Here is a 13,412-nt window from a genome sequence, read left to right as displayed (position 1 = left end):
ACCTCCTTAAGGTTTGCGGATTTGGACTTTGGCGGTTCCATCCGGTTGTTCTTCCACTGTATAGGTGCAGCCCAAGCTGTTTAACTCTTCGATTAGAAATACGGGTACTCGGTCGTTGTGAATATGCACCTCATCCCCTGACTTACAGCGATCCAGTGCCGCCAGCGTCCGGACCATCGGTTGCGGTGGTTCCAGACCGCGGTTGTCCAGCGTGATGATGTTGGGACTGGCGGTATTTTCGCTGGAAACCGCCGTTGATATCGGAGCAGCATCTGCTGCTACTTCAATCGATTCGTTTTCTTCTTCGAGCCATGCTTTGTTTTTCTTATGAACAAATGTGCTGACCCAATGCTCTTTGTCCTGCATCACGGATTTGCCCACGAGCCCTTTCATTTTCAACAGCTTGAGCAGAGGAGTCGGTTTGAACGGAGCGTGCAGCACGAAGAGATCATCTTTCTCTAGCTTCTTAACGGTGTCCATGATGAGCTGGAACGGCTCCAGCTTGTTGCGTAGTTGCTCTCGGACGTCGAGCTCTATGATTTTGGCATCTTGTCGATTCATCCAACGTCACCTCGTTTATGAATTTACATGAATAGGGTAGTCCTTAATGGCTCATCACCGGTGCTCCATGATCCGTTCCGTCCTGGGTTACGCGCAAGATCGCCGTAGCGCCGAGGTTGGCGTCCCTCAGTTGATGGGTAAGGATTGGATAATCCCCTTCCTCTGTAACGATAAATTCAACGACTGCGCCGCCGCCGGCTGGAAGCAATACGGTCTGCATTCCATACAGCTGGTTGTTTGGATTCCCGTCCAGATAAACGCGATCAAAGGTCGTCCCGACCACATGGAACGAAGAAACGTGATTTGGCCCTGCATTGATGACGTACAAGCGGACCTGGTCGCCAACTTTGGCGAGGAATGGATGGTCTTTTAACGTAAAGTCATCGCCATTGAATACCACAACCTCCGGATCGCCTTGTTGAAACGCATCCAGATCATTGGCCGCATACCATTCACTTTGGACAATCGTATATTCTCGATCGATTTCCGAGTCCGTTGGGTAACCGTCTGTCGGTTCGACGATGATCATCCCGTACATCCCATTAGCCACATGCAGCAGCACCGGACTAACTCCGCAATGATACATGAACACGCCTGGCGTGGTGGCGGGATAAGTAAACGTGCCGTGCTCGCTAGGCATCACGTCAATGAACTTCTTGCTTGGAGCGGCATGGACCGCATGGAAATCCATAGAGTGCGGCATGTCGGGATCTAAGTTTTTTAAGGTAAACTCCAGCTGATCGCCTTGCTTTACCCGCAACACCGGACCAGGGGCGGTTCCGTTAAACGTCCAAGCCGGATAAGTGACACCTTCGGAGATCTCGATATCCGCCTGCTGCGCAGTCATTTCAATGCGGACGGTATGGCCTTCCCGCCTAATGCTCGGCTCCACGGGCGGTGGATGGAGATGCGGCTCTTCCGCTTGCAGGGGAGGGGCACTGACCTGAGGGGGCTCCGACGGGAACGCAAACCATGCTGCGGCAATCATGATCAGACAGCATAAGCTAATCAACAGAAGCTTTGGGATGTTCCGCGATTTCATCGGTCATTCCTCTTTCTATCTATAATGGTGAAGGAAATGGCTCCTTGATGTACTTTCATCGTACGACGGGTCTAGAGGGTGGATTGTGATATGTATCACATGAATGTTGTCGAAAATGTTGTCGTTTGTGCTCCATTCCTGCTAAACAAATAAGTAAATTCCGATCTGTTTGGTATTGTATTCACAAGACAGATGAAGTAAGATGTAAGGTATATTCCAACCGAATATAGCGGAAATAGGTGTTTCGGCCGAGCATGGCTGAAGCTTAAAAGGGAAGTCCGGTGCAATGCCGGCGCGGTCCCGCCACTGTAACGGAGGAGTCGGATGTATGAGATGCCACTGGTGACCTATCACTGGGAAGGCTGCATCCGGCGAAGATCCCGAAGCCAGGAGACCTGCCTATTTCGACAGCACTGCAGTACCTACGGGAGATAGGGAGGTGTTAAAGTTGCAAGCCATCGAACAACGGATCGAAGGTCCTCTTTAGCCATGCTATCGAGGACCTTTTTTGTGTTTTTTACGGACTTAGTATGATTGATCAAACCAATGGGAGGAAATGAACATGGGGAACTTTTTGAGTGGTAATCTGGGGTATCCCAGAATCGGTGGACAACGGGATTGGAAGAAGCAAATCGAGGCATATTGGTCAGGGAAAATCACAGAGCCGGAGCTTCATGCTCGATTAAAAGAGATTCGCTTGAACAACCTGCGTGTGCAGCGGGATCGGGGGCTTGATATCATACCGGTTGGTGATTTTACGTATTATGATCACGTTCTGGATACGGCGACGATGTTTGGGCTTGTACCGGAGCGCTTCGCTTGGAACGGGGAACAAATCTCGCTTGATCTGTATTACGCGATCGCAAGAGGCAATGACGAAGCAACCGCCAGCGAGATGACCAAATGGTTTAATACGAACTACCATTATATCGTACCTGAGCTGGGGAACCGTGATCCCAAGTTGACTGTCAATCGGCCGCTGCAAGCCTATCTGGAGGCGAAACAGGAGCTCGGGATCAACGGAAGGCCTGTTCTGCTCGGACTGTTTACGTTGCTGAAGTTATCCAAAGGGGAAACCGCGGGGGAGGCTGAAACTTGGACCCAAAAGCTGCTGCCTCTGTACGTACAGGTGTTGCGCGAACTGGAGGCAGCGGGTGCAGATTGGGTGCAAATCGATGAACCGGCTGTTGTTGTCTCTTTAAGTGAGGAGGACGTACTACAGCTTCGCTTGATCTACAAGACGATTACGCAGGAGGTTCCGGGATTGCGACTGATGCTCCAAACCTATTTTGATGCGGTCGAACGGTATGATGAACTGATTGAACTGCCGGTGCACGGTTTGGGATTGGATTTCGTTCATGGCCGGGAAGGTAACCTCGAATCACTCCGGCGTTCCGGCTTCCCTGCTGACAAGACGCTAGGTGCGGGACTGATTGACGGGCGGAATATTTGGCGTACGGATTTAGATGAGGCACTAAACCTGCTGAAGGTGATTTCGCTTCAGGCCGGAGCGTCGGAGGTCATCGTGCAGCCTTCTTGCAGCTTGCTACATGTCCCGGTATCTGTAACAAGGGAGGAGCGGCTGCATCCGGTATTGCACGATGCGCTGGCCTTTGCCGAGCAGAAGCTGGAGGAGTTGGTGAGCTTATGCAAGGCGGCCCACGGAGAAGGAGCGGAGCCGGTGCAGTTCACCGAGAATCGACGGGCTTTGGCTGCGCTTGCTGCAGATCCAGCCCGCAACCTTCCATTCGTACGGGAAGAAGCAGCGCAGGCCGCAGCTGCTCCGGCTGAGCGCGCCAGCGATTTCGCCGAACGGCGGCGGAAGCAGCAGGCGAAGTGGCAGCTGCCGTTCCTGCCGACTACAACGATTGGCAGTTTCCCGCAAACCGCCGAGGTGCGGGCTGCAAGGCAGAAGTGGCGTAAAGGTGAGTGGAGCGCGGAGAAGTACGAAGCGTTCATCCAAGCGGAGATCCGCAGATGGGTGGAGTTTCAAGAGGAGATCGGGCTCGACGTATTGGTGCACGGTGAGTTTGAGCGGACCGATATGGTGGAGTTTTTTGGCGAGAAGCTCCCAGGATTTGCGTTTACGCAAGGAGGCTGGGTCCAGTCCTATGGAACGCGCTGCGTGAAGCCTCCGATCATTTATGGAGACGTCGAATTTGCTGGGCCAATGACCGTGAAGGAAACGGCCTACGCCCAAAGCCTGACGAACAAACCGGTGAAAGGCATGTTAACAGGTCCGATCACGATCTTGAACTGGTCCTTTGTTCGCAGTGACCTGTCCCGGGAGCAGGTGGCTTATCAAATTGCATTGGCCTTGCGAAAGGAAGTCGAAGTGTTGGAGGAAGCGGGAATTGAAATGATCCAGGTGGACGAGCCTGCGCTGCGCGAAGGACTGCCGCTGAAGCAGAAGGACTGGTCGAACTATTTGAACTGGGCAGTGAAGGCGTTCCGGATGACGACTTCATCGGTACGGGATACGACGCAAATTCATACGCATATGTGCTACTGCGAATTTGACGATATCTTGGAAGAGATCCGTGCGCTGGATGCGGATGTTATCTCGATCGAAACTTCACGGAGCCACGGCGAGCTGATCCACAGTTTTGAGAAGCATACGTATCCACTTGGAATCGGGTTAGGGGTTTACGACATTCACAGTCCGCGCGTCCCGTCCGCGGAGGAGATGATACGATTGATCGAGCGAGCGATTCAAGTGTTAGATCCGGAATTGTTCTGGGTCAACCCTGATTGCGGTTTGAAAACGAGGGGACAACAGGAGACAGTCGCAGCTTTGAAACAAATGACGGCGGCAGCAGAGCAGGTTCGCAGCAAATTTAGAAGAGGAATACAGGCGGAAACGGAAGTGGATAAAGTTTGAATTTTTTGAATCTGTAATTGACAAAGTGGTAGTTAGTGATTATTATAACTATTGTTAAACTAGTTGCAAGATAATATATAGTAACTAAGGAAAATAAAGTAGAAAAGAAGAGTCGGAGGGAAACACAAATGTCTCAAGTTTTATTTGTTAAGGCTAATAATCGCCCAGCAGAGCAATCTGCTACCGTAAAGTTGTACGAAAGCTTCTTGCAAACGTACAAAGAAACTCATCCTCATGATGAAATCATCGAATTGAACCTGTTTGAGTTGGACCTGCCTTACTATGATTTGGATATGCTGAACGGGCTGTTCAAAGTCAATAACGGGATTCCAACAACGCCAGAAGAGCAAAAAGCTGCTGACTTGGCTAACGGCTATTTGGAGCAATTTCTGAATGCGGATAAGGTCGTATTTGCATTCCCGCTATGGAACTTCACGATTCCAGCACAGCTGTTGACGTACCTGTTCTACTTGAACCAAGCGGGTAAAACGTTCAAGTACACCGAACAAGGTCCGGTGGGCTTGGTTGGCGATAAGAAAGTAGCGTTGCTGCAAGCGCGTGGCGGTGTTTATTCCGAAGGTCCTGCGACTGCGCTGGAAATGTCCCTGAACTATGTGAAGAACACCCTGGCCTTCTGGGGCATTAACGATCCGGAAGTCGTTGTGGTTGAAGGACACAACCAATTCCAAGACCGCGCCGAAGAAATCATTCATGATGGCGTAAAACGCGCTGCCGAACTGGCTGCTAAATTCTAATTGAACTGATTCATTAATTCAGAAGCCTGAGCCGTTTCATGATGGTTCAGGCTTTTTTCTTCTTGACCAATGAAGCAGGGAATAAATAAAATGAGAATAATTGAAATTCTAACAATATTAGAAAAATATCCCTATAGTCACTGATCAAGGAGTTATAATAATGAGAATCGTGTACGAGTATGTTCGGTTGTTTGCGATCATGACGATGAACCACAAAATCGGTTTCCTATGGTATCTGGTGTTTCCGCTCTTTCTCTTTTTTGTATATCATGCACCATGGCTAATGCAGCAACCGGAAGAAGACACTTTTATTCATCAGTCTAGCTTGTTTATCTCCTATATCACTTTAGTGATGTCTGTAGAAGTGACTACAAGTCTAATTTCGTTACGAGAAACGGGCTTTTTAAAAATGTTTAAATTCGTTTCTGGCAGCAAAAATGGCGTAATACTAGGCAAATTGATCAGCCAGCTTGTGTTCCTCATCCTCATGATTCTGTTGTTCACCGCAATTACAGGGACTTTATATTTGAACAGTTATGCGCATTTTCTCCCCTTTGTAATGACCGCTTTAACGTCCAGCCTGATTGGCGGGCTTGCGGTTTCCCTGTTTGTTCTGAACATTCTATTCTTGCCTGTCCGACAGGAAGCATTAATGACCCTTCTCAATATCTCGGTGCTGGTGATGTTTTTGATATCGGCCAACTCAGATTCCTTGCCGTTTCCGCTTGGGCATGTGATGGCTTTCATTAACCCGCTGGAGTACGTTCGGAATTTGACTTTCGTCTTTGCAGAGTGGTTTACAGGCCAACCGATCAGCCACTTGTCTTCCGTTTATCTATTTCTTATCACAGGCCTTTACATGGGGTTGGGAACGACAGGCTTCAAATGGATTAAAATTGTATCCCCCACTTACCGCACTTGAACGAAGGAGGAACCGATGATCACCATTCGTCATTTAAGCTATACCTATAAGAAGTCCGATCGTAAGGTCTTAAACGATTTGTGTGCAGACTTTGAAGCGGGGAAGATTCAGGTCTTGATTGGAAAAAATGGTTCAGGAAAAACAACTCTTTTTGACTTAATCGCCGGCGTAATCCAACGCCCGAAAGAAATTGTCGGCGTTCCTCATGATACGGAGATCCTATATAAATTGCAAGGCTTGTTATTTCCCAATGTGTTGAAGGGGAAGGATTTATTTCGTTTCTATCTTCACACAGATCATTCAAATAAGATCAAAGTAACTAACACCCCCTATACGGATTCGTGGATGAACCCATCGGAAATGGAATTTATGGAGAGAGCCTGGAACACTCCGTTTGGACAATTATCCGTTGGAGAAAGAAGATTTTTGAGTATCTTGGCGGCCACACTGATGAAGAGGAAGTTATACATCTTTGATGAACCTACGTCCGGTGTTGATCCTGAAGCCAGAATCCGAATTTTGCGAAGAATTGAACTTCTGGCTCAAGCCGGTCGGATCGTTCTGTTATCCAGCCATACCCTGCATGATTTTCAGAAAGTGGATTGTAAAATTCATCTCCTGAACCAAGGAAGGTTCACATTTGAAGGTACCTATGATCAGTTTGTGAAATCTTATTCTGATGCGAATCCCGACGATATTTTTGCTGAACGTTTAACACAGTAAGCCCAAGAAACTCCTGCTGGCTAGGTAGCGTGTCCAGTCGCATGGGTTTCTTTTTCATATTTTGGGAGGGGGATGTTCGATTTGCACCAAAGTGCCGAATACAATTATACTCACCTTATATACTTGGAGGAGTTGCGATCATGATGAACGAAATGGAAATCGTTGTAAAACTGTGTCTCGCGCTATTGTTCGGGCTATTTATCGGGATCGATCGGCAATTAAAGCAGAAACCGCTGGGCATCAAGACAAGTATGGTCATTTGTATTGCCAGCTGCTTGGTTACGATTGTGTCGATCGAGGCGTTTGCTAAATTCGCTGGACCAGATCATCCGAACATGGATCCGATGCGGCTGGCAGCGCAAATCGTCAGTGGGATCGGTTTCCTGGGGGCAGGGGCGATCCTTCGCCGAAGCAATGAGGGAATCTCCGGCCTGACCTCTGCGGCGATGATTTGGGCGGCGTCCGGGATTGGGATCGCGATCGGAACTGGCTTTTACCTGGCGGCTGCATTAACGGTGGTTCTGCTGATCATCTCCGTAAATGTCGTACCTTATATCATTAAATGGATTGGACCCTATAAGCTGAATCAACGTGACGTCTCCATCAAAATCGTCATGGAGGATCACGGCAACGTCACCGAACTGATTCGGATCATTGAATGCAGCGGGGATCTGGAACAAACATCGAAGATGAACAAGCACCGGATTCGGCGGCTGAAGATCAAAGACCTGGAGGAGGGCCGCCAGCGCGTCGATATGGTGATTACCGCATCCGAGAAGGAGTATACGACGGAGCTGTACCATTTTCTCCGGAAGATTAACCATGTCATCAGTGTGGAAGTAGAAAATCTCTAGTTTCTACATTAACATTGTTTAACTTCAGTTTAAATTCGATATGTAGTCTTTTTCCTAGAGCCGGTATGTCCGGCTCGTCTTGTTTCAGATAGAGAGGGAAGGGAAGAGAACCACATGCCAAGGAATAACCCTAACTTAAAAAATATAGATGATCAAGTGAGCCAAAGCGGAGGAAGTTCAAAGGCGTTTTTTCGCCTGCTGCGAGAAACGAAACCGCCGCTGCCGCTCTTTGTTGTCGCGATCGTCCTCAGCCTGCTGTCAACGTTGGTCAGCCTCGTCATTCCGATGTTCACGAAAAATCTCGTTGACGGTTTTTCTCTGTCTTCCATCAGCGGTTCGCAGATCTTGTGGATCGGTGCTGCATTTATCGGGATGTCCGTCGCTTCCGGCGTATCGATCTTCCTGCTGAATTATACTGGTCAGCGCATGGTTGCCAGCCTTCGGGATCGATTGTGGAAGAAGATGCTCCGCTTGCCGGTATCCTACTTCGACAATACTCGAACCGGGGAGTCGGTCAGTCGAATGACGAATGACACCGGAATTCTCAAAACGTTGATCTCCGAACAAGTCTCTGGCTTTATCAGCGGGATTATCTCGATACTAGGTGCGGTAGCCGTCCTGTTTTATTTGAACTGGAAAATGACCCTGGTCATGTTCGCGGTGATCCCTCTCGCCGCACTGATCCTTGTGCCGCTGGGCCGGACGATGTATAAAATCTCACTGGCTATGCAGGACGAGACCGCCTCGTTTACAGCGGCCTTAAGCCAGGTGTTGTCCGAAATCCGCCTGGTCAAAGCATCGAATGCGGAGCGGCAGGAATACGAAAGCGGCAACCAAGCGATCGGCAGACTGCTCTCCTTCGGTGTACGGGAGGGTAAAGTCATGGCATGGATTAGCCCCTTTATGGCCTTTGTGATGATGATGCTGCTTGTCGTGGTGATTGGCTACGGCGGGATGCAGGTAGCGAACGGCGGGCTGTCCGCCGGAGAATTGGTGGCGTTTATTTTGTACCTCGTTCAGATTGTCATGCCGATGACGCAGTTGACGACGTTTTTCACCCAACTTCAGAAAGCGAAAGGGGCAACCGAGCGGATTCTTCAAACGCTGGATGCCGAGGAAGAGCCTTTTGACCAAGGACAGGAGATTACCAAGGCGGATCAGCCGTTAATCGTGGACGGAGTTACATTCGCGTACAATCCGGAAGAGCCGGTACTGCAGGACGTTTCGTTTACGATGGAACCGGGAACCGTAACCGCAGTTGTAGGCCCCAGCGGCGGCGGCAAAACGACGTTGTTTGCCTTGTTGGAGCGGTTTTATACACCGCAGCAGGGCAGCATCCGCTTGGGGGACGCCCCCATCGATTCATTCTCGCTGCGCTCCTGGCGCGGAATGATTGGCTACGTCTCACAAGAAAGTCCGATCATCGCCGGAACAATCCGTGAGAATCTGTGCTACGGCATCGAGCACGAAGTCAGCGAAGCGGAGCTGAAGCGGGCGGCGGAGATGGCGTATGCGGATGGCTTTATCGCCGAACTGCCAAACGGGTTCGATACCGATGTCGGCGAACGCGGGGTTAAGCTGTCCGGCGGACAGCGACAGCGGCTCGCCATTGCGCGTGCATTACTGCGTGATCCGAGCATCCTCATGCTGGACGAAGCTACCTCGAGCCTGGACAGCCGCTCGGAAATTGTAGTTCAGAAGGCACTGAATAACCTGATGAAGGGTCGGACAACGATTGTCATTGCCCATCGGCTCTCGACCGTCATTGGGGCAGATCAGTTGATTTTTATTGAAAAAGGGAAGGTTACGGGCCGAGGCACACATGAGCAGCTCTTGCGCCAGCACGCCATGTATCGCGAGTTCGCCTCGCAGCAGCTGCAAATCGCCGCAAGCCAAGAAGAGTCGGAACCGATTGATAACGAGGAGGAAGAGATGTAACATGGCTAAAATTCTCGTTGTGGACGACGATCAACATATCCGTGAGCTGGTACGCCTGTTCCTGGAGGAAGCGGGTATCGATCAGGTGTTGGAAGCTGAAAATGGCCGGGAGGCTCTGGAACTGGTGGAATCAGAAAAGGTCGACATGGTGATCCTCGACATCATGATGCCGGAGATGGACGGCTGGGATCTTTGCCGTGAGCTGCGCCGATACTATGAGATGCCGCTGCTCATGTTAACGGCGAAGGGGGAGACCCGTCAGGTGGTCAAGGGCTTTGAACTGGGCACGGACGATTACCTCGTCAAACCGTTTGAACCCGCCGAGCTCGTTGCCCGGGTGAAGGCGCTGCTCAAGCGGTATCAGGTGTCGATTTCGCAGATCGTGACCATCGGTACGCTGCGAATGAATCGCAAAACCTTTGAAGTTGAAAATGGCGATTCCAGCCTGACGCTGCCGCTGAAGGAATTCGAACTGCTGTTCAAGCTGGGCAGTTATGCAGGGCGTACCCTCACCCGGGAGCAGTTGATTGAGGACATTTGGGGATACGATTTTGAAGGGAATGAACGCACGCTGGATGTGCATATTAATCGATTGCGCGAACGGTTTCCCGAAGAAACGTTTGGATTTAAAATTCGTACGATCCGTGGTCTCGGTTACCGTTTGGAGGTGGGGGAACGTTGACCTTCTGGAAGAGAGCCGGAGAGATCCTGCTCCGAATCGGCCAGTTTCTGATTATCCTCGCATGTTTCGGAATCACTTGGTCTTTGGCGCGCTGGGGAACTGCAGCGATTTACCGAAGATGGGAGCCTCCTTTTTCGGCTTATGTTATCGATCTGCTTAATGTCATTTTCGGTGTCATCTTATTGTTATTGATCATGCTTCTGATATCCGCGATGTTCCGGCCTCGTCAACTGAGAAGCCTGAACCGCGTGATCGATGCGATTCGCCGGATCTCCCAAGGGGATTTCTCGGTTCGGATCGATGGATTTGAACGGATGAGGGAGTTTGAAACGATCGTGAACAGCTTTAATGAGATGGCACGGGCTTTGGGACAGATGGAAACGATGCGGCAGGACTTCATCTCCAACGTATCCCACGAAATCCAATCCCCGTTAACCTCAATCCGCGGCTTCGCCCGAGCTTTACGCAGACCGGACTTATCGCCAGAGAAACGGAACCATTACCTGGAGATTATCGAATCGGAAAGCCGCCGTTTGTCGCAGATGAGCGATAATTTACTGAAGCTCTCCGCATTGGAAACAGACCGTACCTCGCTGCAGACGAACCGGTTTCGGCTGGACCGCCAGCTGCAAAATGTGGTATTAGCCTGTGAGCCTCAGTGGCTAGCCAAAAACATTCAAATCCAGATGGAGGTTACCGAGCTGGAGATTGAGGGCGTCGAGGATTTGCTCAGCCAGGTCTGGATGAATCTGCTTCATAACAGTATCAAATTTACGCCGGAAGGCGGGGAAATACAAGTATCGCTTACGTCAGAAGAGGAGCGGGCTGTGGTTACGGTGGCGGATAACGGGATTGGCATGACCGAGGAGGATTTGGTTCATATTTTTGAACGTTTCTATAAAGCAGACAAAGCTCGTACACGCAAAGATGGGGGCAGCGGGCTCGGATTGTCGATCGTTAAAAAAATCGTGGACATTCATCATGGGGAGATTACGGTCACTTCTGAGCTCGGTAAAGGCTCTAGATTTCATGTGTTCATCCCTTTCAATTGGAAACAATAATGGTTGGAAATTGTAACCTTTTATTTGGATTTGGAGGCAAGAGACATGATATGATGGTATTGTGTGCTCTTGTCTAACCAGCTCAAATAAAGGATGATTGGATGAATGAGTAAACGTATTTTGATAGTTGATGATGACGAAAAAATCGCAAAACTAATCGAAATCTATCTTATAAATGAAGGTTATCATGTACTGAAGGCGGAAGACGGCTTACAGGCGCTGGAGATCACCGACCAAGAGGAAGTGGACTTGGTGATCCTTGACGTAATGCTCCCTGGGCTTGACGGTATCTCCGTCTGTATGAGGATTCGTGAATCCAAGACCACGCCGATCCTTATGTTAAGCGCCAAGGACGGTGATATGGACAAGATAACCGGGCTGATGACCGGAGCGGACGATTATATGGTGAAGCCATTTAATCCGCTGGAGTTGGTCGCCCGGGTCAAATCGTTGCTTCGTCGATCCTCCTATACTGTACAGCCGCCAAACTCAACACAGCCATCGCAGGATCATATTATCAAGATCGCTTCACTGGCGATCGATAAAGAAACGCACACGGCGACCGTAGATGGCAACCCGCTGAAGCTGACCCCAATCGAATTTGGCATTCTGCATCTGTTGGCGAGCCATCCCGGACGGGTATTTGGTTCTGAGGAAATCTTCGAGTTGATTTGGAAGGATAAATATTTGGACAGCAGCAATTCGGTTACCGTGCATATCAGCCGCCTCCGGGATAAGCTGGAGAAGGAAATGGATGGAGAGAAGCTGATTCGTACCGTCTGGGGGGTTGGCTACAAACTTGAAAGCTAGCCTGCGTTTTGTTGCTTGGTTGTTCTGGACCGTCGTCACTTCACTAATTGCGCTGTTTTTGCTTATTTTGCTGGCGCGGTTATTTTTTATCAGCTTCCCTAGTATGACGGTGTACAATGTGGTGCTGTGGATTAACCGAAATATCGGTTTCCCGGAAGCGTACTATTTGACCGGCGTACCGATTCTAATGCTGTTTTCGCTGTATTTTTACCGCCGCAGCCTTCGCCGTCAAGAGAAGCGCTACTTGGAGCAGCTCATCGAAGAGGTCCATAAAATTGAAGCCGGCTCCATACGGAAAATCCCCGTACAGAACGTTGGGCAGCTCGGGCAGCTTGCGACCGATATCAACCGGATGATCGACCGGCTGGTCACCTCCATCGAGGACGAACGGCGGGCGGAGCAGACGAAAAATGAGCTGATCACCAACGTATCCCATGATTTACGCACCCCGCTTACCTCGATTATCGGTTATTTGGGACTCATTGAAGAGGACCGTTACCGCGATGAGGTGGAGCTGCGTTATTATGTCAACATGGCCTTCGAGGAGTCACTTCGGCTAAAGCAGCTGCTACAGGACTTGTTCGAATACACGCGTATGCAAAATAAGGAGATGAAGCTGGAATTCAGGCGGATTAATCTCGCGGAGATGCTTCACCAAATGGCAGCGCATTTCGGCTGGCAGCTGCAGGAGAATGGCATGGAATGCCGGCTGTATCTGCACGGACCGCTGTACGTTCAGGCCGATGGGGACAAGCTTCGCAGGGTCTACGAGAACCTGATGACCAATGCGATCCGGTATGGTCACGACGGGAAGTATTTGGATATTCGCGGCTGGCAGGAAGGCGAAGAAATCGTCACCGAAGTTGTCAATTACGGTGATCCGATTCCGACTGTGGACTTGCCGCATCTATTTGATCGGTTTTACCGTGTGGAGAAGTCACGCGCTTCCCAGACAGGGGGCTCCGGCATCGGCCTCGCGATCGCCAAGCATATTGTCGATTTACACCATGGCTCTATCTCGGCGGACAGCAACGAGTATCGTACCGCGTTTACGGTACGGTTGCGCCGGGATGACGCCTGAAATATCAACTAGAATTCGCAGGATGACGCCAGATGGCGTCTTTTTGTTTAAGGAAAACGCAGTAAATTCTTAAGGAAAACTTAACAATTTCTTAGTCGGGAC

General features: G+C 50.0%; 12 protein-coding genes and 1 riboswitch. Of the genes, 10 read left to right on the top strand and 2 right to left on the bottom strand.

All coding sequences use genetic code 11. The features are described from left to right. Positions 1 to 6: 6 nt before the first annotated feature. Together C812_RS08815 and C812_RS08810 are read right to left on the bottom strand one after the other, a co-directional pair. Positions 7 to 561 (bottom strand): DUF2249 domain-containing protein, encoded by a 555-nt coding sequence (locus C812_RS08815; protein WP_016312321.1) that lies wholly within the window; start codon positions 559 to 561, stop codon positions 7 to 9. 43 nt (positions 562 to 604) lie between these two features. Next, positions 605 to 1,603: a multicopper oxidase domain-containing protein gene (locus C812_RS08810; protein WP_016312320.1), complete on the bottom strand. Its 999-nt coding sequence runs from the start codon at positions 1,601 to 1,603 to the stop codon at positions 605 to 607. 220 nt (positions 1,604 to 1,823) lie between these two features. After that, positions 1,824 to 2,020: riboswitch (cobalamin riboswitch) on the top strand. 145 nt (positions 2,021 to 2,165) lie between these two features. Between C812_RS08810 and metE the strand changes: the two genes are divergently transcribed. From metE to C812_RS08760, 10 genes are all read left to right on the top strand, one after another. Beyond that, positions 2,166 to 4,484, top strand: a complete 2,319-nt coding sequence (gene metE / locus C812_RS08805) for a 5-methyltetrahydropteroyltriglutamate--homocysteine S-methyltransferase (protein ID WP_016312319.1) — start codon at positions 2,166 to 2,168, stop codon at positions 4,482 to 4,484. Positions 4,485 to 4,612: 128 nt separating this feature from the next. Further along, positions 4,613 to 5,239: an FMN-dependent NADH-azoreductase gene (locus tag C812_RS08800; protein ID WP_016312318.1), complete on the top strand. Its 627-nt coding sequence runs from the start codon at positions 4,613 to 4,615 to the stop codon at positions 5,237 to 5,239. Positions 5,240 to 5,444: 205 nt separating this feature from the next. Continuing rightward, entirely contained in the window at positions 5,445 to 6,161 is a 717-nt protein-coding gene (locus C812_RS08795; RefSeq protein ID WP_139817557.1) for a hypothetical protein, read from the top strand. A 15-nt stretch (positions 6,162 to 6,176) separates the two neighbouring features. Continuing rightward, positions 6,177 to 6,884 (top strand): AAA family ATPase, encoded by a 708-nt coding sequence (locus C812_RS08790; protein WP_016312316.1) that lies wholly within the window; start codon positions 6,177 to 6,179, stop codon positions 6,882 to 6,884. Between the two features lie 140 nt (positions 6,885 to 7,024). Next, on the top strand, positions 7,025 to 7,738 hold the full coding sequence (locus tag C812_RS08785; protein WP_016312315.1) for an MgtC/SapB family protein: 714 nt from the start codon (positions 7,025 to 7,027) through the stop codon (positions 7,736 to 7,738). A gap of 114 nt (positions 7,739 to 7,852) precedes the next feature. Further along, the gene (locus C812_RS08780; protein WP_016312314.1) at positions 7,853 to 9,676 is read left to right on the top strand and encodes an ABC transporter ATP-binding protein; all 1,824 of its coding nucleotides are present in this window, start codon (positions 7,853 to 7,855) and stop codon (positions 9,674 to 9,676) included. Position 9,677: 1 nt separating this feature from the next. Then, the gene (locus C812_RS08775) at positions 9,678 to 10,358 is read left to right on the top strand and encodes a response regulator transcription factor (RefSeq protein ID WP_016312313.1); all 681 of its coding nucleotides are present in this window, start codon (positions 9,678 to 9,680) and stop codon (positions 10,356 to 10,358) included. Further along, on the top strand, positions 10,355 to 11,419 hold the full coding sequence (locus tag C812_RS08770) for a sensor histidine kinase (protein ID WP_016312312.1): 1,065 nt from the start codon (positions 10,355 to 10,357) through the stop codon (positions 11,417 to 11,419). Before C812_RS08775 ends, C812_RS08770 begins: the two co-directional genes overlap by 4 nt. A 105-nt stretch (positions 11,420 to 11,524) precedes the next feature. Further along, a complete protein-coding gene (locus C812_RS08765) occupies positions 11,525 to 12,229 on the top strand; it encodes a response regulator transcription factor (protein ID WP_016312311.1) in 705 nt (234 codons plus the stop codon). Continuing rightward, a complete protein-coding gene (locus C812_RS08760; RefSeq protein WP_016312310.1) occupies positions 12,219 to 13,310 on the top strand; it encodes a sensor histidine kinase in 1,092 nt (363 codons plus the stop codon). Before C812_RS08765 ends, C812_RS08760 begins: the two co-directional genes overlap by 11 nt. The last annotated feature ends 102 nt before the right edge of the window (positions 13,311 to 13,412 follow it).

Origin of the sequence: Paenibacillus barengoltzii G22, assembly GCF_000403375.2 — a bacterium.
Lineage (GTDB): Bacteria > Bacillota > Bacilli > Paenibacillales > Paenibacillaceae > Fontibacillus > Fontibacillus barengoltzii.
Note: the sequence above shows the minus strand (reverse complement) of the source record. Positions and strands in the feature narration are given on the sequence as shown.